Genomic DNA, 22813 nt, shown 5'->3' on the forward strand with positions numbered 1-22813 from the left:
CGGCCACCCCCGCCCCTGCCGCATCCCCTAGCACGCTGGGGGCCCAAGGCGCCCAGGCTCAGCCGGCCAACGGACTATCCGGATAAGGGCTTGTTCCCCCGGGCGAAGCCTGGCGCCCGGGGGGACGCCCATCACATCCCGCACGGCGGCCTCGTATTGTGTGGCCCATGTTCATCGTCGCGGTGCTGTGTCTGTGCGCCGCGGTGGCAGTCGCGGGGCTCGGCGTATGGCTGTTGACCAGACCGCGGTCGGCTGACCCCGCCCAATCGGTACTTCGCGGGGTGGCCCCTACTCAACTCGCGGCCGCGGCAATGCTCGCGGCTGCCGGCACCGTCGCGCTTTCGAGCCGTCCCGACACCGCACTCGTCGTGGTCATCGTGTGCGTGATCGGCGCCGTGAGCACCGTGGTGGCCGGCTGCTGGCAGGCGGCCAAGGTCATCGCGAGCAGGGAATCGGCCGCGGCGGCTGATGCTTGCGGTGGTGGCGCCTGCGCGACCTGCACGCTGTCCTGCAGCTGAATGTGCTGGCGCTGCGCGGGTTTCAGTTGCGGCTGATGTCTATCGGGTGCGTGGCGAGCAGCGACAGCGGCAGCGGCTGACGCCGAAGAACCCGGGCCCACAGATCGCTGCGCGGCTCGGAGAGTACGTCAGACGGCATCGCGGACAGGACAATCCAGTCGTCGCGTTCGATCTCGCCTTCCAGCTGACCGATCGTCCACCCCGAGTAGCCCGCGAAGATCCGGACCCCTTCGATCACCGGCGCGACCGCATCGGGATCGGCGTCCAGATCCACCATCGCCATACGGCCCTGCACGTGTCGCAGCCCGGGCAGGCCGGCCGGATCGACGCCTACGCGCAGCGTCGCCAGACACAGCGCGGCGTCGCGTTTGACGGGACCTCCGATGAACATGGTCTTCGGTTTGGTGGCCAGCTTCGCCCATTGGGGAAGCACGTTGTACACCGCGGTCTCGCTGGGCCGGTTCAGCACCACGCCGAGCGTGCCGCCGTCGTTGTGCTCGACGATGTAGATGACGCTGCGCCGGAAGGTCGGCTCGAGAAGATCGGTGTTGGCGAGCAACAATGTGCCCGCCCGGACCCGGTGTTTTGCAGGCGCGACGAAGTCCTCCGGATCCTCTGAATACGCCATCGGACCATCATCGCATCAGCAACCGGCCAACGTGGCGAACAAACCTCGGCCGTGGCGATATTTGTACTGTAGATCGGGGGCAGCCGAACATCGATCGGCGACGATCGCCCCCCGATGCAACAGGACGGGATTTCCGTGGTCGACGTACGTGCGCCGCTCGCCCTGTGGCGGTCGGTGCGCGCCCTTCCCGAATTTCGACGGCTCCTCGAGGTCCGACTCGTCAGTCAGTTCGGTGACGGCCTGTTCGCCGCGGGCCTCGCGGGCGGCTTGTTGTTCAGCACCGAACGAGCTGCCACGCCGTGGGCCATCGCAGGCTCGTTCGCCGTCCTCTATCTGCCGTACTCGCTGCTCGGCCCGTTCGCCGGCGCGCTGCTGGATCGGTGGGACAGACGCCTGGTGCTCATCGGCGCCAACATCGGGCGCCTGCTGCTGGTGCTGGTCGTCGCTTGGCTGCTGGTGGTCAGCGCACACGATCTGGCGATCCTGGTCGCCGCGCTGATCGTCAACGGGTTCACCCGCTTCGTCTCCTCGGGCCTGTCGGCGGCGCTGCCGCACGTGGTGCCACGCGAGCAGGTCGTGACGATGAACTCGATCGCCACCGCGGCGGGCGGGGCCGCGGCATTCCTCGGCGCCATTTTCATGCTTGTGCCGCGTTGGCTGTTCGGTGCCAACGACGTCGGCGCCTCAGCAATCATCTTTCTCGTCTCGGTCCCGGTCGCGCTGGCGCTGTGGCTGTCGTGGCGCTTCCCACCTCATCTGCTCGGGCCCGACGACAGCACCCGCGCGATCCACGGGTCGGTCGCGTACGCGGTGGCCACCGGTTGGATGCACGGCGCCCGCACGGTCGCGACGGTGCCGACGGTGGCCGCGACGCTGGCCGGGCTGGCCGCGCATCGCATGGTGCTCGGAATCAACAGCTTGCTGGTGCTCGTGCTCGTCCGGCACACCGATGTCCCCGACGTTGCCGGTCTCGGGACGACGGCGTTGTTCTTCGCGGCCGTCGGCATCGGACAGTTCCTTGCCGCTGCGCTCATGCCGATCGCCGTCGCCCGGTGGGGCCGGTACGCGACAGCCAACGGGTCCCTGGCCATCGCCGCGGTGATTCAGGTCGCCGGCTCCGGTCTGCAGCTGCCGGTGATGATGGTGTGCGGCTTTCTGCTCGGGCTCGCGGGCCAGGTGGTCAAGCTCTGCGCCGACAGCGCGATGCAGCTGGACGTCGACGACGCGCTGCGCGGCCACGTGTTCACCGTCCAGGATGCGCTGTTCTGGATCGCGTTCATCATCGCGGTGACAGCGGCGGCCGCGGTGATTCCGCCCGGCGGACACCAACCCGCGCTGGCCCTCGCCGGTGCCGGCGTCTACCTGCTCGGACTGGCCGCGCACGCGACGCTCGGACGTCGGGCTCGACGCTCGGGCTAAGGTGACCGGCATGGCTGGTGCCGAGCCAATGGTTGCCGATCTGCGTGCCGAAAGCGACGAACTCGACGCGCTGGTGGCCGATCTTCCCGCCGCGCGCTGGGCCGAGCCCACACCCTCGCAGGGGTGGACGATCGCTCATCAGATCGCGCACCTGTTGTGGACCGACCGCGTCGCGCTCACCGCCGTCACCGACGAGGCCGGCTTCGCCGCCGTTCTGGACCTGGCATCGAAGGACCCGTCCGGATTCGTCGACGCGGGCGCCGAAGATCTCGCCACGGCACCGCCGGCTGAACTGCTCGCCGACTGGCGCCGCACCCGTGGCCGGTTGCACGACGAACTCCTGACGGTGGCGCAGGGTCGCAAACTGCCGTGGTTCGGTCCGCCGATGAGCGCGCCGTCGATGGCCACCGCACGGCTGATGGAGACGTGGGCGCACGGCCTCGACGTGGCCGATGCGCTCGGTGTCGACCGACCTGCGACCTCTCGCCTGAAGTCGATCGCCCACATCGGGGTGCGCACCCGTGACTTCGCCTTCGTCGTCAACGGCCTTGCGCCACCGGCCGATCCGTTCTTCGTGCAGCTGCGAGCACCCAGCGACTCTCGGGCGTCGACCTGGTCTTGGGGTCCAGACGACGCCGCGCAGCGCGTCATCGGTTCGGCTCAGGATTTCTGCATGCTGGTCACGCAGCGCCGGCCGCGATCGGTGCTGGACGTGACGGCCACCGGCGAGGACGCCGAGCGGTGGCTGGGCATCGCACAGGCGTTCGCCGGTCCGCCCGGACCCGGTCGTTAGAGCTCGTCGGCGCCGTCGGCCTTACCGTCGGCATCGCTGTCGCGCAGCTTGACGTCCCACCGTCCGTCGCCGTCGGTGTCGACGTAGGCGTGCTCGGCGCTCACCGCGCGGTCGGCCAGCCCGTCACCGTCGGAGTCGAGAAGGCGGTCGTCGGCCTGACCGTCGGCGTCGACATCTACCACCACTCCCCCGGTGTGTTCCACGCCGTCGAGCCCGAACCATCTCAACAGCCCGACCCGGTCCACGCTCACCATCCAGGTGCCGGTGCCGTCATCGGTGAAGTAGGCGGCCCCGGAAAGCCCTGCGAGATGATCGCGCACCAGGTGATCGGCGATGCCGTCGGCGTCCAGGTCGGCCATCGCGTCATCGAGCAGGCCGTCGCCGTCGTGATCCAGGCCGACGGCGTCGAACGCACCATCGCCATTCAGGTCGATATCGGGCGCCGCGGTCCAGATGGTGGCCGAGCCGTCGCCGTCACCGAGGCAGTACTCCATACCGATCAGACGGGGCGGTCGCCCCGCGAGTTCCACCACTTCGTCAGTTCTTCGACTGCTTCCTCATGCGACAGCGGGCCGCGGTCGAGACGAAGTTCTTTGAGGTAGCGCCATGCCTCGCCGACCTGTGGTCCGGCGGGGATGTCGAGCAACCGCATGATCTCGTTGCCGTCCAGATCCGGGCGCACTCGCGCCAGATCCTCCTTTTCAGCCAACTCGGCGATCCGGTGCTCGAGATCGTCGTAGGCCGCCTGCAGTCGCGCGGCACGCCGCTTGTTACGGGTGGTGCAGTCGGCGCGAACCAGCTTGTGCAATCGGGGCAACAGCGGACCGGCATCGGTGACATAGCGTCGCACCGCCGAATCGCTCCACCGGCCCGTGCCGCTGCCGTCCGCATAACCGTGGAACCGCAGGTGCAGATACACCAGCTGGGAGACGTCCTCGACCATCTGCTTCGAATACTTCAGCGCCCGCATCCGCTTGCGGGCCATCTTCGCGCCCACCACCTCGTGATGGTGAAAGCTGACGCCGCCGTCGGCCTCGTGCTTGCGCGTGGACGGCTTGCCGATGTCGTGCAGCAGCGCCGCCCAGCGCAGCACCAGATCCGGACCGCCGTTCGGATCCTCCAGGTCGATCGCCTGGCGCAACACCGTCAGCGAATGCCAGTACACATCCTTGTGCTGATGGTGTTCGTCGATGGCCATCCGCATGGCACCCACCTCGGGCAGGACGACATCGCCGAGGCCGGTCTGCACCATCAGGTCGATGCCCGCGACCGGATCGGCGCCGAGCAGCAGCTTGTCCAACTCGGCGGCCACCCGTTCGGCGGAGATCCGGCCGAGCTGCGGCGCCATCTCGACAAGGGCCGCCACCACCCTCGGTGCGACGGTGAAGCCCAGCTGGGAGACGAAACGCGCCGCCCGCAGCATCCGCAGCGGATCGTCACCGAACGACCTCTCCGGGGCCGCCGGGGTGTCCAGCGTCTTCGCGCGCACAGCCGCCAACCCGCCGAGCGGATCGTGGAACTCACCGAGCCCGCCTGGTCCATCGGGGTCGATGCGCACCGCCATCGCGTTCGCGGTGAAATCGCGGCGCACGAGATCGCCGTCGAGGCTGTCGCCGAATTGCACCTCCGGGTTGCGCGACACCTGGTCGTAGGTGTCGGCGCGGTACGTGGTGATCTCCAGGCGGTCACCGGCCTTACCGACGCCGACCGTGCCGAACTGGATACCCGTGTCCCACAGTGCGTCGGCCCAGCCGCGCAACATCGCCTGCATCTGCTCGGGGCGCGCGTCGGTGGTGAAGTCGAGGTCATTGCCGAGCCGGCCCAATAGCGCGTCGCGCACGCTGCCGCCGACGAGGAAGAGCTCGTGACCCGCGTCAGCGAACACGCGACCCAGGTCGCGCAAGACGTCGCCGTGCTGGTTCAGGGCAACCTGCGCTGCACCCAGCAGTTCGGCGTCACTAGCTGATCCGGCCACGTTCGGACACCCTAATAGCAACGGCTCCATCACGACCGGTGAGTGCGACGGGAGCGATACTTCATGGCAGCTACTATCGCTTGGGTGTCGGACGGCGAACAGGCAAGACCACGACGGCGCCGCGGCCGTCGTCGCGGCCGCCGTGCGGCAGGTCCTCCCGAAGCCCTCCCCACAGAATCAGCGGACCGCTCCGAGCACCGCAACAATGCGGCCGTCAACGGCACGAAAGACCAGGCAAACTCGCAGCCCAAGCCTCAGAAGTCGCGGCCGCGCCGTCCGCCTGACCGCTTGCGCACGGTGCACGAGACGTCGGCAGGGGGCCTGGTCATCGACGGCATCGACGGCCCAAAGGATGGCCAGGTGGCGGCCCTGATCGGACGCACGGACCGGCGTGGCCGCATGCTCTGGTCACTGCCGAAGGGACATATAGAAGTCGGCGAGACAGCCGAACAAACCGCCATCCGCGAGGTCGCCGAGGAGACCGGGATCCAGGGCAGCGTGCTGGCCGCGCTCGGCAGCATCGACTACTGGTTCGTCACCGAGGGTCGCCGCGTGCACAAAACCGTGCACCATTACCTGATGCAATTCCTCGACGGTGAGCTGTCCGACGAGGACGTCGAGGTCAGCGAGGTGGCCTGGGTGCCGCTGAAGGACTTGCCGTCCCGCTTGGCTTACGCCGACGAACGCCGGCTCGCCGAGCTCGCCGGTGAGCTCATCGACAAACTGCACGCGGACGGGCCCACCGCGTTACCACCGCTGCCACGGTCCTCACCGCGGCGACGGGCCCAGACGCACTCGCACACCCGCAACCGTCGTCCCGACGAAGAGACAACTCGGCGGACGAACGGATGCGGCCAAGGGCCGTGATCACCGCTGGGCCCACGCCCGAAGGGCTGGGGGCGCGCCTGCTCGCCACGATCGGGCTGCTGGCGCTGTTCGTCGTTCCGATGGTGCTCCCCCACTCCGCTGCGGGCGAACCTGGCTCGACTCCGTTCCTTTCGGTGCGCATCGACCGCGTTACCCCCGAGGTCGTCACCACCACCAGCGAACCGGTCGTCACGGTCACCGGCACCGTGCAGAACGTCGGTGACCGACCCGTGCGCGACGTGATGGTTCGTCTCGAGGACACCGCCGCGGTCAAGTCGTCGGCCGGCCTTCGAACCAACCTCGCCGGCAACGTCGACCAGTTTGAGCCTGTCGCCGAATTCGTCACCCTCGCACCGGAATTGGCGCGCGGACGCGATGTTCCGTTCACACTGTCCTACCCGCTGCGGTCCGCGGCGGAACCGTCGCTGGGTATCGAGGCGCCCGGTGTCTACCCGGTGATGGTCAACGTCAACGGCACTCCCGATTACGGCGCACCAGCACGCCTCGATGACGCCCGGTTCCTGCTGCCGGTGCTCGGTGTGCCGCGTGACCCGGCCGCCGACGACGCCGACACCGAAGACGCCCTGACGGCGCTGGTACCGCCAGACACCTCCAGGCCCGTCGGCCTGACCCTGCTGTGGCCGATCGCCGATCGGCCCCGGCTGGCCGCGGGCGCACCCGGTGGCACCACACCGATCCGGTTCATCGACGACGACCTCGCGACGTCACTGGCACCGGGCGGACGACTGGACACGCTGCTTTCGGCCGTGGAGTTCGCGACCGGCCCGCGGGTCGATCCCGACGGGCACCTCCGCCTCACGACGTGTCTGGCCGTGGATCCCGACCTGCTCGTCAGTGTCAACGCGATGACGGGCGGCTACGTCGTCAACGACGGTCCCGACGCCGGACCGGGCACGCCGACGCACCCGGGCGCGGGCCAGGACGCCGCGGTGGCCTGGCTCAACCGGCTCAGGACCCTCGCGCAGGGAATGTGCGTCGCATCGACCACCTACGCGCAGGCCGACCTCGACGCGCTGCGCCGGGTCGGGGACCCCGGTCTGTCCGGCATCGCCGTCAAGACCGCCGGTGACATCGTCGACCAGATTCTCGGGGTGGCGTCGGTCCGCGGCGCGAGCCTGATCGGCGACGGACCGCTCACCGGGCCCGCCGTGCAACTGCTGTCCAACCAGGGGCAGCGCGTAGCGATCGGCGCGGCGGAGGTCGCCACCGCATCGGAGTCCGACGGCTCCGAGACCGCGGCGCCGGGCGCCGCCGATGTGACGCCGGTGCGCTACACGCCGGACCTGGTCGCGGCGCCGTTCGACCCGGCGGTCGGCGCCGCTCTCGCCGCAGCCGGCGCCGAACCGGTGTCCCCGTCCTACCTCGACCCATCCCTGGCGATCCCTGTACAACACGGATCCGAGGTCGCACGCAGGCAGGATGCGATCGGCGCGATCATGTGGCGGGCCTTGCGGCCCGACATCTCCCCGCGAACCGAGATCCTGATGCCGCCGATGGCATGGAGTCCGCAACCGGCCGATGCGCAGGCGGTGCTCACCGCGGCGGCGACCATGGTCAACGCCGGGATGGCGCGCCCGCGGCCGTTGCCCCAGGTGATCACGGAGGCCAATGCGGTACCGCCGCAGCCCGTCGCGCCGATGCCCGACACCGCACTCGGAGATCCGCGCGGACGGTTCGACGACTCTGTCGTATCCGGCATTGCCGCGGTGACGGGCCGGCTGTGGGGACTGACTGCGGCGCTGACCACCGACGAGCGCACCGGCCTCACCGGCTACGGATACACTGCGCCCCTTCGCGAGGACTCGCTGCGCGCACTGAGCCAGTCGGTGCCACCCGATGCCCGCAATGGTCTTGCGCAGCAACGTCTCACGACAGTCGGCCGCACTGTCAACGATCTCTTCAATGCGGTCACCATCGTCAACCCCGGCGGCTCGTACACACTGGCGACCGAACGTAGCCCGCTACCGCTCGCGTTGCGCAACAACCTGCCTGTGCCGATCCGGGTGCAGCTGGATGTCGACGCTCCTCCTGGCATGACCGTCACGGACATGGGCGTGATCGAACTGCCGCCCGGCTTCCTGCCGCTCAAGGTTCCGATCGAGGTGCACTTCACCCAACGCGTCGCCGTCGATGTGGCCCTGCGCACCGCCGACGGACTGGCGCTCGGCGAACCCGTGCGGTTGTCGGTGCACTCCAACGCGTACGGCAAGGTGCTGTTCTTCATCACACTGACCGGCGGGGCGATCCTCGCGCTGCTCGTCGGCCGACGGCTGTGGCACCGGTTCCGCGGTCAGCCCGACCGCGCCGACCTCGACCGGCCCGACCCCCTCGACGTCGCACTGCGCTTCGACGACGCCAGCGCGCCGGTCACCCCCACCGGCAGTAGTGGAATCGCCGGTTCCACCGGCAATGGCCGAATCGCCGGTTCCACCGGCAGTAGTGGAATCGCCGGTTCCACCGGCAGTAGTGGAATCGCCGGTTCCACCGGCAGTGAGAAATGAGTACCCACCGCCCCCGGGTTGACCTCGGCGGCGCCATGACACCGCCGCCACCAGGTCCGGTCGGCCCGCGCCTTCCGGCCGCCGGTCCGCCGCCGCAACGCCGAGCCGCACCAGCCCCGCCGCGGCTCCCCCGCGGACCCGCGCCAAGGCGCCGCGCCGGCCGGCCGGAACTTTCGGACGCCGCGGTGGTGTCCCGCTCGTGGGGCATGGCGTTCGCAACCCTGATCAGCCGGCTCACCGGATTCGCCCGCATCGTGCTGATCGCCACCATCCTCGGTGCCGCGCTGTCCAGCGCCTTCTCGGTGGCCTACCAACTTCCTAACCTGATCGCCGCGCTGGTGCTGGAAGCGACGTTCACCGCGATCTTCGTGCCCGTCCTGGCCCGCGCCGAACGCGACGACCCCGACGGCGGCACGGCATTCGTGCGCCGTCTGGTCACCCTGGCGACGACGCTGCTGATGCTCACCACTGCGCTGGCCGTCGTATCGGCGCCGCTGCTCGTCGAGCTGATGCTCGGTGACGACCCCCTGGTGAACCGCGAGCTCACCACGGCATTCGCCTATCTCCTGCTGCCGCAGGTGTTGTTCTACGGGTTGTCTTCGGTGTTCATGGCGATCCTCAACACCCGAAACGTATTCGGGCCGCCGGCCTGGGCACCGGTGTGCAACAACATCGTCGCGATCGCCACGCTCGGCCTCTACCTCGTTGTGCCCGGTGAACTTTCGGTGGATCCAGTGCAAATGGGCAACGCGAAGCTGCTCGTCCTCGGCATCGGGATGACGTTGGGCACGGTGACGCAGGTCGTGGTCCTGCTCGTCGCCTTGCGGCGCGAACGGGTCAGCCTGCGCCCACTGTGGGGCATCGACGACCGCTTGAAGCAGTTCGGCGCGATGGCGTCGGCGATGGTGCTCTACGTGCTGATCAGTCAGATCGGCTTGATCGTCGGCAACCGAATCGCCAGCGGCGCTGCGGCTTCCGGTCCGGCGATCTACAATTACACCTGGCTCGTCCTGATGCTGCCGTTCGGCATGATCGGGGTCACGGTGTTGACCGTGGTGATGCCGCGGCTGAGCCGCAACGCCGCCGCGAACGACAATCCCGCGGTGCTGGCGGACTTGTCGCTGGCCACCCGGCTGACGATGGTCACGCTCATCCCCATCGTGGCGATGATGACCGTCGGCGGTCCCGCGATCGGTAGCGCGTTGTTCTCCTACGGTAACTTCGGCGACGTCGATGCCGGCTACCTCGGCATGGCGATCACGTTGTCCGCCTTCACGTTGATCCCCTATGCCGTTGTGCTGCTTCAGCTTCGGGTGTTCTACGCCAGAGAGCAGCCGTGGACGCCGATTGTGTTGATCATCGTGATCACCGTCGTGAAGATCGCAGCGTCGGTTGCTGCCCCGCACCTCACCGACGATCCGGACCTGGTAGCGGGCTACCTCGGCATGGCCAACGGTCTGGGCTTCCTGGCCGGAGCCACCGTCGGCTACTACCTACTGCGCGCGAACCTCAACCCGCCCGGCGGACGGCTGATCGGCCTGCAGGTGGTGCGCACCATTCTCGTCACGATCTGCGCATCGCTGATCGCTGGGCTGATCGCCCATGTCGTCGATCAACTGCTCGGCCTGGAATCGCTGACGCGTAACTGGGGCGGCGGCGGGTCGTTGCTCCGCCTGCTGGTGCTCGGGTTGATCATGACGCCGATCATCGTCGGGGTGCTCCTCGCCGCCCGGGTGCCCGAAGCTCAGGCCGCGCTCGCCGTCGTCCGCAGGCGCCTGGGGCGGGCTGGAGCGACAGTTGCCCAACCACCGGCAATGCTGCCCGACCAGCCTCCGGCGGGCAGGCCCCTCACGTACGCTCATCAGAGGAATTCGTCCGCGCCAGGGCGTCGACCGGGCCCGCCGGTCGTGCGGCGCGGACCCCCGGCGGGGGTGACCGGGGACGGGATGGGGAAAGGACCAGCGGTGAGCAACGAATCCGCAGGTGGCTCCGCGCCCGGTCCAGACAACACCGCCACTGCGAAGATCCCACTGGCGCCGTCATCAGGCGATCGCGAGCCACCGGTTTCGGCCGACGATTTCCAGCCCGACATGCCCGCACCCGAGTTCCGCCGCGACGTGCAGTCGCCCGCCGATGTGAACTCGACGGTGGAAATCTCGACGGAGCAGGCCAACGGCACGGCGCCGCTGCCGGCATCCGGCCGGCCCCCATCGGACTACGCCGGCGATCCCACCCGCGAATCGCTGCCGTTCGACGTGCCGCGCGAGCCGCCCATCGAGGCCGCCACCTCGGACGAAGACGTCCATCTCATCCCAGGCGCGGTCATCGGCGGCGGCCGCTACCGTCTGCTCGTCTTCCATGGCGGGCCGCCTACGCTGCAGTTCTGGCAGGCGCTCGACACCGCGCTCGACCGTCAGGTGGCGCTCACCTTCGTCGACCCCGACGCCACACTCTCCGACGAGCAGTTGCAGAAGATCCTGGCGGGCACTCTCAAACTGAGCCGGCTCGACATGCCCGGCGTAGCTCGCGTCCTCGATGTCGCCAACACCGGATCGGGGGGTCTGGTGGTGTCCGAGTGGATTCGCGGCGGATCCCTGGCCGAGGTCGCCGAAACTTCACCCTCCCCGATCGGCGGCGCACGGGCGATCCAATCGTTGGCTGCCGCAGCCGAGGCAGCCCACCGCGCCGGTGTTGCGCTTTCGATCGACCACCCCAGCCGCGTGCGGGTGAGTATCGAAGGCGACGTCGCGCTGGCATTCCCGGCGACGCTGCCGGAGGCCACCCCGGAGGACGACATCCGCGGCATCGGCGCAGCGCTCTACGCACTGCTCATCAACAAGTGGCCGCTGCCGGAGACGGGTGTACGCAGCGGATTGGAACCCGCCGAACTGGATGCGGCGGGTCAACCTGTCGAACCTCGGGCGGTCGACCGTCAGATCCCGTTCCAGATCTCGGCCGCCGCCGCGCGCGCGGTGCAGGAAGGCGGCGGCATCCGCAGTGCGCCGACGCTGCTGAACCTGCTGCAGCAGGCCACCGCCGTAGCCGATCGCACAGAGCTCATCACCCCCGTGGACGAACCCGAGACGGCGCCGCCACCACAGCGACAGCATGAGCGCCACACCGAGGATTCCGACGCGCTGGCCCGGCGGCGCAAGGGACTCCTGATCGGGCTCGGGGTCGGCGGCGTGATCATCATTGTCGCGCTGGTCGTACTCGGCACCGTGCTGAGCCGGATCTTCGGCGATGTGGGCGACGGTCTGGGCGGTGACGAACTCGGCCTCAACACCCCCGGTTCGTCGGAGGCCGCGCAGGACCCCGGCTCGACTGTGAAACCCGTTTCAGCAACGGTCTTTTCGCCCGAGGGTGAGGCCGACGCGCCCAGCGAGGCCAGACTCGCCATCGACGGCAATCCGGCCACCGTGTGGCCGATCGACACCTACACCGACCCGGTGCCCTTCCCGAACTTCAAGAACGGTGTCGGGCTGATGCTGACGCTGCCGAAGCCCACCAGGATCGGCGAAGTCACCATCGACGTCAACAGCACCGGCACCGCGGTGGAGATCCGCTCAGCGCAGACGCCGACGCCCGCCTCCCTGGAGGACACCACGGTGCTGAAGTCGGCCACCACGCTGCAACCCGGCGAGAACACCATCGAAGTCGACAACGCGGAGCCGACGTCCAACCTGCTGGTCTGGGTGTCCACGCTCGGCACCGTCGACGGCGAGAACCGTTCAGACGTCGCGGAGATCACGCTCAAGGCGGCCGAGTAGTCCGGCTATCCCCAGCCCCGCAAAGATGTGTCAGGTCCCACCCCCCGCGCCGTTTAGTGTTCGGCTGTGGGGACGTTCGGGGAGACCGCCAACAGCTCTGACAGATCTGAAAGCTCGGAAGCGCGCACCGATTCGGAGTTGCTCGCCGCGCACGTGGCAGGCGAGCAGTACGCGTTCGAGGAACTGTTTTATCGCCATCACCGCCAGCTGTACCGGCTCGCCCAACTCACCAGCCGCAACCCCGACGACGCCGCCGATGCCATGCAGGACGCGATGCTGTCGGCGCACCGCACCGCCGGAGCCTTCCGCCACGATGCCGCCGTCAGCAGCTGGCTGTATCGAATCGTTGTCAACGCATGCCTGGATAGGCTGCGGCGCAACAAATCCCGCCCCACAATCGCGCTGTTGGACGACAGCTGCCACGTCGGCGACCCGATGCCGCGGGTGGACACCGCGATCGTGGTAGAGCGGGCGTTGATGCGCCTGCCGGTCGAGCAGCGCGCGGCCGTGGTCGCGGTCGACATGCAGGGTTACTCGGTGGTGGAAACCGCCCGCATGCTCGGTGTCGCCGAGGGCACCGTGAAGAGCCGCTGTTCGCGCGCCCGGCGCAAGCTGGCCGAGACGTTGGACTACTTCGCGATGGCAGAAGGGGAAACCGCGACGGCCTCGTCGCCGTCCAATCGTCCGTGATGGAGACTGGCTGACGTGGGCGACGGCACCGAGGACGAGCTCGATCCTGCCGTGGTCGAGCGTGTCCGTCGCGACCTCGCCGAGCTGGGAACCGATTCGGCGTCCGCGCCCGAGGTGCCGCCGGACGTGACCGCTCGGGTCGTCGCCGCGATTCGCTCCGAGCCGGCTCACGCAGTTGGCCGGCAGCCGCTTCGGCGGTTGCAGGTGATCGGCCTTGTCGTCGGCCTCGGCGCCGTCGCGGCGGGTGTGGTCGTCGGCGCGTGGATGCTGGCCCGCGGTCCGGCGCCGACGTATCCGGCCGGGCCCACAGCGGAGCAGATCACCGTGGCACGGCCCGTGACTGACATCCCGCTGTCGGAACCGCAGATCGTCGAACTGCTGGCCGAAGCCCCGGACTACGGGCCGCTCACCGAGCCCCGAATCCTCGCCTCGTGCCTCGCCGGCCTCGGCTACGGCCCGGGGACGCCCGTGCTCGGTGCCCGGCCCCTCGATATGCACGGCAGGCCTGCGATGCTGCTGCTGCTGCCCGGAGAGACGGCCGAGGAGGTGGCGGCCGTGGTGGTCGAACCCGGTTGTAGTAGCGCTCACACCGGCCTGTTGGCCAAGTCGGCGATCACTCGCACGTAATCTGTCCCCCAGGCCTGACGGGAACACCCCGGCCTAGGCTGGTGTTACACCCGTGCCGGAGTTAATCGGCAGAAAGGCGCAAAGCGCTCATGACCTCTACCCCCACGGTTCATGACCTGATCGTCATCGGATCCGGGCCCGCGGGCTACACGGCTGCCATCTACGCGGCACGTGCTCAGCTGTCCCCGCTGGTATTCGAAGGCATCCAGTACGGCGGCGCGCTGATGACCACTACCGAAGTGGAGAACTATCCGGGTTTCCGCGACGGCATCACCGGTCCGGAACTGATGGACCAGATGCGCGAACAGGCGCTGCGCTTCGGTGCCGACCTGCGGATGGAAGACGTCGACGCCGTTTCGTTGGACGGGCCGATCAAGACCGTCACAGTGGGCGACGAGACCTACCAGGCGCGCGCTGTCATTCTCGCGATGGGCGCGGCCGCCCGCCACCTGGGTGTACCCGGTGAGGAGGCCCTCATCGGCATGGGCGTCAGCACCTGTGCGACCTGCGACGGCTTCTTCTTCCGCGACGAGGACATCGTCGTGGTCGGCGGCGGGGACTCCGCAATGGAGGAGGCGACATTCCTGACCCGCTTCGCCCGCAGCGTGACGATCGTGCACCGCCGCGAGGAGTTCCGCGCGTCCCGCATCATGCTGGAGCGCGCTCGTGACAACGACAAGATCAAGTTCCTCCTCAACACGCAGGTGGTCTCGATCGAAGGGAACCCGAAGGTCAGCGGTGTGCGGCTGCGCAACTCGGTCACCGGAGAAGAGTCCACGCTCGATGTCACCGGCGTCTTCGTGGCCATCGGCCACGACCCACGTTCGGATCTGGTCAAGGGCCAGGTCGAGCTGGACGCCGATGGCTACGTACAGGTGCAGCATCGCAGCACCGCGACATCCGTTGAGGGCGTGTTCGCCGCAGGCGACCTCGTCGATCACATCTACCGACAGGCGATCACCGCGGCGGGCACCGGCTGTTCGGCGTCGATCGATGCAGAACGCTGGCTGGCCGAAATCGGTTCTGCCCCAAGCGATGAAGAAACCGCCACCCCCGTCCACTAGGAGATGCACCCATGACCGAAACCTCTGCTGGAAAAGCCCCATCTGCTACCGTCACCGTCACCGACGACTCGTTCTCCAACGACGTGCTGTCGAGCAGTACGCCTGTGCTGGTTGACTTCTGGGCCACTTGGTGCGGCCCGTGCAAGATGATCGCGCCCGTTCTCGAGGAGATCGCCGGCGAGAAGGCCGGTCAGTTGACCATCGCCAAGCTCGACGTCGACTCGAATCCCGCGACCGCGCGTGACTTCCAGGTGGTGTCGATCCCGACACTGATCCTGTTCAAGGACGGTGCCCCGGTCAAGCGCATCGTCGGTGCAAAAGGTAAGGCTGCGCTACTGCGCGAACTCGCTGACGTGGTCTAACGGTCCCCTAGCTTCGCTGTGGGCCCAACCCCTAGCTTCGCTGTGGGCCCAGTTCGCCTGGTCGGAAACCCGCCTGGCGTTTTCTCGATTTCCCGAAGCGTCTGAGACAATGCTGTCTAGATTTACTACGTCTTGTCGGCGCAATGCGACCGCCGGCATCCGTGACCGAAGGGCCGCCTATGTCGAGTCTGCGTCGCGGTGACCGCGGAAGCGCGGTCGCCGAGATCCGGGCCGCTTTGACGTCCTTGCGCATGGTCGACAATCCCGACGACGACATCACGACCGGCAGGCACGTCGCGCTCGACGTGTTCGACGAAGATCTCGACCACGCGGTGCGTGCATTTCAACAGCACCGTGGATTGTTGGTCGACGGCATCGTCGGCGAGGCGACGTACCGTGCGCTGAAAGAGGCTTCCTACCGCCTGGGCGCCCGCACCCTCAATCACCAATTCGGCGCACCGATGTTCGGCGACGATGTCGCGACACTGCAGGCCCGACTGCAGGACCTCGGCTTCTACACTGACATGGTCGACGGGCACTTCGGTCTGCACACCCACAATGCGCTGATGTCCTACCAGCGCGAGTATGGGCTGTATCCGGACGGCATCTGCGGCCCAGAAACGTTGCGCTCCTTGTACTTTCTGGGCTCACGGGTCACCGGAGGTTCGCCGCACGCCATCCGCGAAGAAGAACGCGTGCGAACTTCCGGTCCGCGGCTGTCCGGAAAGCGGATCATCATCGATCCGGGCCGCGGCGGCGATGACCACGGCCTGATCATGCAGAGCCCCGACGGCCCGATCAGCGAAGCAGACATCCTGTGGGACCTGGCCAGTCGGCTCGAGGGCCGGATGACCGCCATCGGTATGGAGACGTTCCTGTCTCGGCCGGTGAACCGCGCACCGTTTGATGCCGCGCGTGCCCTGACCGCGAACGCCGTGGGGGCCGACCTCATGATCAGCCTGCGCTGTGCCACCCAGCCCAGCCCGTCGGCCAACGGTGTCGCATCGTTTCACTTCGGCAATTCGCATGGTTCGGTGTCTACCATCGGCCGCAACCTCGCCGACTTCATCCAGCGAGAAGTGGTGGCACGCACCGGGTTACGTGACTGCCGCACACACGGGCGGACGTGGGATCTGCTGCGGCTCACCCGCATGCCCACGGTCCAGGTCGACGTCGGCTACGTGACTAATCCGCAGGACCGCGGTCTGCTGGTGTCAAGTCAGACCCGGGACTCGATTGCCGAGGGCATCCTGGCTGCGGTCAAGCGGCTGTATCTGCTCGGCAAGAACGACCGTCCAACGGGCACATTCACTTTTGCCGAACTTCTGGCCCACGAGCTCTCCGTCGAGCAGGCCGGCCGAGTCAGCCCGAGCTGATCCGGCTCGGTTCACACCGCCGCTAACAGGGACCGGCGCCCGCTCCGACCGGCTGCTGTAGCTGCGCGGTTTCCAGGAGTCGCTCCAGCGCCGCTTCGACCTCTGCCTTCCAGCCCAAACCCTGCTCCAACTCCAGGCGCAGCCGCGGGAAATACGGATGCGGTGAGACCACCACGAAGCCGGCATCCTGCAGCAGGTCTACGTCTAGGACGCACTGGTCCACCGAGCAGTCCCCCAGCACCTCAAGGATCGGGCGAAGAGCTGGCGACGCCACCTGCGGATCGGCCAGATCGGTGACGTCGGCGGTACGCCCGAAGGCCTCGAGCGCCCGCACCCCGCGGCGCACGAGGTCACCAACGACGGCCGCGATCAGACTGCGCGACAGCGTATCTGCCGCCTTCGAGGACTCGACCCCCAGCGTCGTGAGCAACACGGCGTCGGCACTGACCGGACCGGACGGGAAGAGCCGGGCGCGCGGGACTGCGCGCGGCGGCGCATAGAACGCATAGCCCAGGCACGGTTCGTCTCCGGTCGGCACCGCATCGTCACCCATCGACTCGGGACACAGCACAGCCATCTGCCCGCACGCACCCCACTCGAGCATCACCATCGAGAGCCAGGCTTCCTTCTCGAACTCGGGGTCCGACAGGTGATTTCCACCCGGTTGCGGAGACTGCAGGGTCGACGGATCCACCTCCCAGAACACGCACCGGCGAGCGTGCTTGGGTAGTTGCTCGAATGCTTCGAGCCGCATGGGCGTGATACGTGGCGGCACTAGCCTCTCCGGGTTCCGCGCAGTGCTGATGTGCACGGCTGCCACTCCAGGATAGAAGGGCGCGGCGCAGATGGCCGCAATTCTTCTGGGTGAACCGTCTGTCGCGGTGAAGACGACGAAAGTTGTTGAAACACATGCTGTTTCCGCTCAGCGCCGACGTACACGGCCGCCCTCCCAAGGGTATGTGTCACAGTGACGTAATTACCGCGGGTAGGCGGTCAGCGTTTGGACGCACTCATTAGTTCGACTATGCGTTGGAGGTCGTCGACCGACCCGAACTCAACCACGATCTTGCCTTTGCGTTTGCCGAGAGCGACCGTGACGCGGGTATCGAACGCCGTCGAGAGCCGCTCAGCAACATCTTGGAGACCGGGCATGTGGATCGGCTTACGTCGGGGCGCCGCGGGTGTCGCGGGGCCGGCGCGGTTAGCCAAGGTGACCGCTTCCTCGGTGGCGCGCACCGATAGGCCCTCGGCGACGATGCGCGCCGCGAGCTCCTCCTGCTGTTCGGTGCCGCCCTCGAGGGAGAGCAGCGCCCGGGCGTGGCCGGCCGAAAGGACACCGGCCGCCACCCGTCGCTGCACCGCGATCGGCAACCGCAGCAGCCGGATCATGTTGGTGATGAGCGGACGCGACCGGCCAATGCGCGATGCCAGTTCATCGTGGGTGACGCCGAACTCGTCGAGCAGCTGCTGATATGCGGCGGCCTCTTCCAACGGATTCAGCTGGACGCGATGGATGTTCTCCAGCAAGGCGTCCCGCAGCATATTGTCGTCGTCGGTCTCCCGAACGATCGCGGGGATGGTCGCGAGCCCCGCCTCCTGCGCGGCCCGCCACCGCCGCTCCCCCATCACGAGCTGATACCTCGGCGTGGACTCGCCCGGTAGCGCGCGCACCACGATCGGCTGCATGAGGCCGAACTCGCGGATCGAGTGCACGAGTTCGGCCAGCGCCTCTTCATCGAAGACGTGGCGTGGCTGCTTCGGGTTGGGGTCGATCGCCGACGGATCGATCTCGCGGTAGACGGCACCGGAGACGTTGGGCTCCGACTGGCCGCTGCCGTACATGACGTCGGCGGCGGCGTTACCCATCTTTCCGAGGGACGATTCGCCATCGGACGGTCCGGTGGGAATGAGCGACGCCAGCCCGCGGCCCAGTCCGCTTCGCTTGCCCTTGGGTTGAGTCATCCGTATCTCCTCATTGGCGTTCCGCAATTTCGCGGCTGGCATCCAGATAGCTCATCGCACCCCGCGAGCCCGGGTCGTAGTCGAGGATCGTCATTCCATACCCGGGCGCTTCGGACACCTTGACGCTGCGCGGGATGACGGTGCGCAACACCTTGTCGCCAAAGTGGGCGCGGACGTCGTCGGCCACCTGATCGGCCAGCCTCGTCCGTCCGTCATACATCGTCAGGATCACGGTGGAGACATTGAGGTCCGGATTGAGGTGCGACTTGACCATCTCGATATTGCGCAACAGCTGACCCACACCCTCGAGCGCGTAGTACTCGCATTGAATGGGGATCAGGACTTCGGGCGCCGCCACAAGGGCATTGATCGTGAGCAGGCCCAGCGACGGCGGACAGTCGATGAAGACGTAGTCGAAACCGTGGTTTTTGAGCCCGGCCAGCGCGCCGCGAAGTCGCCCTTCACGCGCCACCATGCTGACCAACTCGATCTCGGCGCCGGCAAGGTCGATGGTCGCGGGCACGCAGTAGAGACGCTCGCTGTGCGGACTGCGCTGGAGGGCGGCCTCCAACGGGATCTCGCCGATGAGCACCTCATAGGAGGACGGTGTGCCCTCGCGGTGTTCGACGCCTAGCGCAGTGCTGGCGTTGCCCTGGGGGTCGAGATCGATCACCAGGACCTGCATCCCCTGGAGCGCGAGCGCGGCGGCGATGTTCACCGCCGTCGTCGTCTTGCCGACCCCACCCTTCTGGTTGGCGATCGTGAAGACGCGTTGGCGCTCCGGGCGCGGGAGTCCACTCTTGGCGGCGGCATGCAGCAGGCGCACTGCCCGCTCGGCTTCGGCGCCGATCGGGGTGTCCACCGCGGGTGGGTCGGGCCACACCTCAGTCGGCGGAGGCCCGCCCTCCCATGTTTCACGTGAAACATGGGGCTGGTTCGTTTCACGTGAAACATCGCCACGCCGAGGCGCGGCAACGGTCGGTCGCGGGCCTTTGGGAACCGAACTCACCCCCGGCTCCCGTCCGTCGATCGGCGGTCGGACAGATTCTTCCGACGCGCCACGACGACGGTCGCGGGAGGATCCAAGACGTCCGCGCAGCATTTTTTCACCCTCACATCGACGGCTCCGAGGGACGCCAGCACACGCCGGTGCTCATGGGCCTCCCCTTCGGCACGCTCACCTTTAATGGCCAACATCTCGCCCCCTGGACGCAGCAGAGGCATGCTCCACTTCGCGACCTTGTCCAGTGACGCCACCGCCCTGGAGGTCACCGCATCCATCTCCCCCACCTCTTCTCGCACAGCCCGCTCTTCGGCCCTGCCGCGCACGACCATCACGTCGATCCCGAGTTCATCGATCACCTCGCGAAGAAAATCGCTACGCCGGAGCAGAGGTTCGATGAGCGTCACGCGGAGGTCGGGGCGAGCCAAGGCCAACGGTATCCCGGGCAGGCCGGCTCCACTACCTATGTCGGCGACCCGGGCGTTCTCCGGTAACAATTCCGCGATCGCTGCGCTGTTGAGTAGGTGTCGATCCCAAAGCCTGTCGACCTCCCGGGGACCGATCAATCCACGCTCGACGCCCGCGCCGGCCAAGATCTCGGCATACCGTCGCGCCCCCGCCAGTCCGGTTCCGAACAAGATGTCGGCCGCCTCAGGGGCTGCCGACACCTCGTCATGTTTCACGTGAAACATCCTCCGGATCTTCGCGGGGCCGACGCGTCCCGTCGAACGAACTACACAGATGTAACTCGGAGCGCTCAGTCGACGAGGACAACGACGCGACGTGAAGGCTCCACGCCCTCACTCTCGCTGTGCACACCATCGACCGCAGCGACCGCGTCGTGCACGATCTTGCGCTCGAACGGCGTCATTGGCGAGAGCTCCTCGCGCTCGCCCGACTCGAGGACGCGTCGCGCGACCTTGTCGCCGAGCGCTGCCAACTCGTCGCGACGACCACGGCGCCACCGGGCGATGTCGAGCATCAGCCGGCTGCGCTCGCCGGTCTTCTGGTGCACCGCCAGCCGCGTCAACTCCTGCAGCGCGTCGAGCACCTCCCCCTTCCGGCCGACCAACTTGTTCAGGTCGGTTCCGCCGTCGATACTCACGATCGCACGGTCCCCTTCGACATCGAGATCAATATCGCCGTCGAAATCCAGCAGGTCCAACAACTCCTCGAGGTAGTCCCCGGCGATCTCGCCCTCGGTGACCAACCGGTCCTCCAGGTCCTCCGTGGGCGGCGCGGTCGTCTCCTCGCCGGCGGTGTCCCCTTCGACAAGTTCCTCGCTACGCTCGGTCGTCTCAGCGTCAGTCATCTGTATCTCCCTCATCTCCGGTGGTCTGCACCGGTCGTCTTCGGGCTGTCCCACAGCACTCCGGCCGCAGCTGCCTCAGCGCCGCCGGCTGCGATCGGTCAGCGCTTACGTTTCTTGGGCCGCGCGCCCGGCCGCGGCGTCGCACCCGGTCGTGGGCTGCTGCTGCCGGTTCCCGACGCGGTCTTGCCCGGACTCGAGCCCGTCGCCTTGCCGTCCGCCGATCCGTTGTCCGTCGCCGTCTCGTCGAGTTCCACGCCGTCGCTTGCCGTCAACTCGGCCGGCTCGGCCGCCGCCTTGGGCCGCTTCTTGGGCTTCGCGCCCGGCGGCGGTGCGTTCTGTGAACGACGTTCCTTGGCCTCGAGCTTCTTGGCTTCTTCCTCTTTCTCGATCATCCCGAACACGTAGTGCTGCTGTCCGAACGTCCAGATGTTGTTGGCGAGCCAGTACATGATGATGGCCAGCGGCAGGAACGGCCCGCCGGCGACGACGCCGAACGGGAAGACGTACAGCGCCAGCTTGTTCATCATCGCCGTCTGCGGGTTCGCCGCGGCTTCCGGGCTTTGGCGCGCGACCGACGCCCGGCTGTTGAAATACGTGGCGGCGCCGGCCAGGATCATCAGTGGCACGCCGACCCCGATGACCGCGAAGCGGTTGAATTCAGTGAACGCCTCGAGGCCGTGCTGCTGAATCATCGTCGCGCCGAGTGGAGCACCGAACAGGTTCGCGTCCAGGAAGTGACGCACGTCCTCGGCGCTGAACACGTAGTTGCCCAGTTGCGCATTCTCCTCCACCGACAGTCCCAGCCGGCCGATGCCGGTCTGGGTCCGGTTGAAGGACATCAGCACGTGATACAGCCCGAGGAAGACCGGCAGTTGGGCCAGCATCGGCAGGCAGCCGAGGATCGGGTTGAATCCGTGCTCCTTCTGGAGCTTCTGCATCTCCATCGCCATCCGCTGGCGATCCTTGCCGTACTTCTTCTGCAGCGCCTTGATCTGAGGCTGCAGCTCCTGCATCTGCCGCGTGGTGCGGATCTGCTTGACGAAGGGCTTGTAAAGGATCGCGCGCAGGGTGAACACCAGGAACATCACCGACAGCGCCCAGGCGAAGAAGTTCGTCGGCCCGAGGATGAAGGCGAACGCCTTGTACCAAACCCACATGATCGCCGACACCGGGTAGTAAATGATGTCCAGGCTGAACCAACTAAACACGCGTCTCGCTCTCTGCTCGCGATGCCTGGGTACCCCACACATCGTCGGCTGCGTCCGGATCCATCCGGAGCTCGTCTGCGTCCGAGCACAATTCATGTCCGCCGCCGCGACGCTCCGGTATCGGGTCCCATCCTCCCTTATGCCACGGACCGCACTTCAGCAGCCGCACCACTGCCAGCCATCCGCCCTTCACGGCGCCGTACTCGGTCAGCGCATCGACGGCGTACTGGCTGCACGTCGGCATGAAGCGACACGTCGCCGGTCGCAGCGGGGAAACCATGTGGCGGTACAACTGGATGACGTAGATCAGCGCACGCGCGATCGAACCCTTCATCGTGACGCCCCATTCTTTGAGAGCGCCCGACGTAGCGCGGTCCGCAATTCCTGTTCGAGTCGTGCCGAGATCGCGTAGCGGCTACCGGGCAATGCCCGGATCACTACCCGATCCGCCGGATGCAGATCGTCGATGAGACTGCGGGCCACATGACGCAGCCGGCGGGACACGCGGTGACGCTGTACGGCGCTGCCGACAGATTTCGAGACGACCAGACCGATCCGGGGACCATCCTCGTCGACGGCATGACGCATCGTGTGCACGACGAGATCGGGCTGCACTGCCCGCACCCCTTGACTGACCGTGGCACCGAACTCGGACGACCGCGTCATCCGGTACCGCGCCGGTAGCACCGCGCTAGATCCCGCTTGAACTCACGCCGG

21 protein-coding genes and 1 pseudogene are annotated in these 22813 nt (G+C 67.5%); 11 read left to right on the plus strand and 11 right to left on the minus strand.

The window, feature by feature from the left end; genetic code table 11:
- The first annotated feature begins 167 nt into the window (after positions 1 to 167).
- Positions 168 to 518, plus strand: a complete 351-nt coding sequence (locus CSQ99_RS22785) for a hypothetical protein (RefSeq protein ID WP_099041279.1) — start codon at positions 168 to 170, stop codon at positions 516 to 518.
- A 22-nt stretch (positions 519 to 540) separates the two neighbouring features.
- On the opposite strand, the gene CSQ99_RS22790 is transcribed toward CSQ99_RS22785, so the two are convergent.
- Complete coding sequence (locus tag CSQ99_RS22790) at positions 541 to 1146, minus strand: YqgE/AlgH family protein (RefSeq protein ID WP_099041280.1); 606 nt, start codon at positions 1144 to 1146, stop codon at positions 541 to 543.
- 135 nt (positions 1147 to 1281) lie between these two features.
- On the opposite strand from CSQ99_RS22790, the gene CSQ99_RS22795 reads away from it, so the two are divergent.
- Positions 1282 to 2565, plus strand: a complete 1284-nt coding sequence (locus CSQ99_RS22795; RefSeq protein WP_176561165.1) for an MFS transporter — start codon at positions 1282 to 1284, stop codon at positions 2563 to 2565.
- A gap of 10 nt (positions 2566 to 2575) precedes the next feature.
- Positions 2576 to 3358: a TIGR03084 family metal-binding protein gene (locus tag CSQ99_RS22800; protein WP_099041326.1), complete on the plus strand. Its 783-nt coding sequence runs from the start codon at positions 2576 to 2578 to the stop codon at positions 3356 to 3358.
- Here CSQ99_RS22800 and CSQ99_RS22805 read toward each other — a convergent pair.
- Complete coding sequence (locus tag CSQ99_RS22805) at positions 3355 to 3852, minus strand: pullulanase (protein WP_099041327.1); 498 nt, start codon at positions 3850 to 3852, stop codon at positions 3355 to 3357. The two genes, CSQ99_RS22800 and CSQ99_RS22805, sit on opposite strands and share 4 nt — an antisense overlap.
- 5 nt (positions 3853 to 3857) lie before the next feature.
- On the minus strand, positions 3858 to 5363 hold the full coding sequence (locus tag CSQ99_RS22810; protein ID WP_176561166.1) for a CCA tRNA nucleotidyltransferase: 1506 nt from the start codon (positions 5361 to 5363) through the stop codon (positions 3858 to 3860).
- A gap of 54 nt (positions 5364 to 5417) precedes the next feature.
- On the opposite strand from CSQ99_RS22810, the pseudogene CSQ99_RS22815 reads away from it, so the two are divergent.
- The 8 genes and pseudogenes from CSQ99_RS22815 to CSQ99_RS22850 all read left to right on the plus strand — a co-directional run bounded on the left by CSQ99_RS22815 (position 5418) and on the right by CSQ99_RS22850 (position 16611).
- Positions 5418 to 6200, plus strand: a pseudogene (locus CSQ99_RS22815) (NUDIX hydrolase).
- On the plus strand, positions 6182 to 8722 hold the full coding sequence (locus CSQ99_RS22820) for a hypothetical protein (RefSeq protein WP_099041284.1): 2541 nt from the start codon (positions 6182 to 6184) through the stop codon (positions 8720 to 8722). The pseudogene CSQ99_RS22815 and the gene CSQ99_RS22820 overlap by 19 nt, the downstream one beginning before the upstream one ends.
- Positions 8723 to 8757: 35 nt before the next feature.
- The gene (murJ, locus tag CSQ99_RS22825; protein ID WP_099041285.1) at positions 8758 to 12492 is read left to right on the plus strand and encodes a murein biosynthesis integral membrane protein MurJ; all 3735 of its coding nucleotides are present in this window, start codon (positions 8758 to 8760) and stop codon (positions 12490 to 12492) included.
- A 66-nt stretch (positions 12493 to 12558) separates the two neighbouring features.
- Positions 12559 to 13182, plus strand: a complete 624-nt coding sequence (gene sigM, locus CSQ99_RS22830; protein WP_099041286.1) for an RNA polymerase sigma factor SigM — start codon at positions 12559 to 12561, stop codon at positions 13180 to 13182.
- A 15-nt stretch (positions 13183 to 13197) separates the two neighbouring features.
- Complete coding sequence (locus CSQ99_RS22835; protein WP_099041287.1) at positions 13198 to 13809, plus strand: hypothetical protein; 612 nt, start codon at positions 13198 to 13200, stop codon at positions 13807 to 13809.
- An 89-nt stretch (positions 13810 to 13898) separates the two neighbouring features.
- Positions 13899 to 14873 carry a thioredoxin-disulfide reductase gene (trxB, locus tag CSQ99_RS22840; RefSeq protein ID WP_099041288.1) on the plus strand — a complete coding sequence of 325 codons (975 nt, stop codon included), beginning with the start codon at positions 13899 to 13901 and terminating at the stop codon, positions 14871 to 14873.
- Between the two features lie 11 nt (positions 14874 to 14884).
- The gene (gene trxA / locus CSQ99_RS22845; RefSeq protein ID WP_099041289.1) at positions 14885 to 15235 is read left to right on the plus strand and encodes a thioredoxin; all 351 of its coding nucleotides are present in this window, start codon (positions 14885 to 14887) and stop codon (positions 15233 to 15235) included.
- Positions 15236 to 15414: 179 nt separating this feature from the next.
- The gene (locus CSQ99_RS22850) at positions 15415 to 16611 is read left to right on the plus strand and encodes an N-acetylmuramoyl-L-alanine amidase (protein ID WP_099041290.1); all 1197 of its coding nucleotides are present in this window, start codon (positions 15415 to 15417) and stop codon (positions 16609 to 16611) included.
- A gap of 22 nt (positions 16612 to 16633) precedes the next feature.
- Here CSQ99_RS22850 and CSQ99_RS22855 read toward each other — a convergent pair whose 3' ends face one another.
- The 8 genes from CSQ99_RS22855 to rnpA all read right to left on the minus strand — a co-directional run bounded on the left by CSQ99_RS22855 (position 16634) and on the right by rnpA (position 22783).
- Positions 16634 to 17386 carry an acetyltransferase gene (locus CSQ99_RS22855; protein ID WP_099041291.1) on the minus strand — a complete coding sequence of 251 codons (753 nt, stop codon included), beginning with the start codon at positions 17384 to 17386 and terminating at the stop codon, positions 16634 to 16636.
- Between the two features lie 218 nt (positions 17387 to 17604).
- A complete protein-coding gene (locus CSQ99_RS22860) occupies positions 17605 to 18573 on the minus strand; it encodes a ParB/RepB/Spo0J family partition protein (protein ID WP_099041328.1) in 969 nt (322 codons plus the stop codon).
- Between the two features lie 10 nt (positions 18574 to 18583).
- Positions 18584 to 19456, minus strand: a complete 873-nt coding sequence (locus CSQ99_RS22865) for a ParA family protein (RefSeq protein ID WP_245909049.1) — start codon at positions 19454 to 19456, stop codon at positions 18584 to 18586.
- A gap of 122 nt (positions 19457 to 19578) precedes the next feature.
- A complete protein-coding gene (rsmG, locus tag CSQ99_RS22870) occupies positions 19579 to 20268 on the minus strand; it encodes a 16S rRNA (guanine(527)-N(7))-methyltransferase RsmG (protein WP_425437853.1) in 690 nt (229 codons plus the stop codon).
- A gap of 65 nt (positions 20269 to 20333) precedes the next feature.
- Positions 20334 to 20888 carry a Jag family protein gene (locus tag CSQ99_RS22875; protein WP_099041293.1) on the minus strand — a complete coding sequence of 185 codons (555 nt, stop codon included), beginning with the start codon at positions 20886 to 20888 and terminating at the stop codon, positions 20334 to 20336.
- Positions 20889 to 20986: 98 nt separating this feature from the next.
- On the minus strand, positions 20987 to 22045 hold the full coding sequence (gene yidC, locus CSQ99_RS22880) for a membrane protein insertase YidC (protein WP_425437854.1): 1059 nt from the start codon (positions 22043 to 22045) through the stop codon (positions 20987 to 20989).
- 43 nt (positions 22046 to 22088) lie between these two features.
- A complete protein-coding gene (yidD, locus tag CSQ99_RS22885) occupies positions 22089 to 22430 on the minus strand; it encodes a membrane protein insertion efficiency factor YidD (RefSeq protein ID WP_099041295.1) in 342 nt (113 codons plus the stop codon).
- On the minus strand, positions 22427 to 22783 hold the full coding sequence (rnpA, locus tag CSQ99_RS22890; RefSeq protein WP_099041296.1) for a ribonuclease P protein component: 357 nt from the start codon (positions 22781 to 22783) through the stop codon (positions 22427 to 22429). Before rnpA ends, yidD begins: the two co-directional genes overlap by 4 nt.
- Between the last annotated feature and the right edge of the window lie 30 nt (positions 22784 to 22813).

The organism is Mycobacterium neglectum, assembly GCF_002591975.1.
GTDB lineage: Bacteria > Actinomycetota > Actinomycetes > Mycobacteriales > Mycobacteriaceae > Mycobacterium > Mycobacterium neglectum.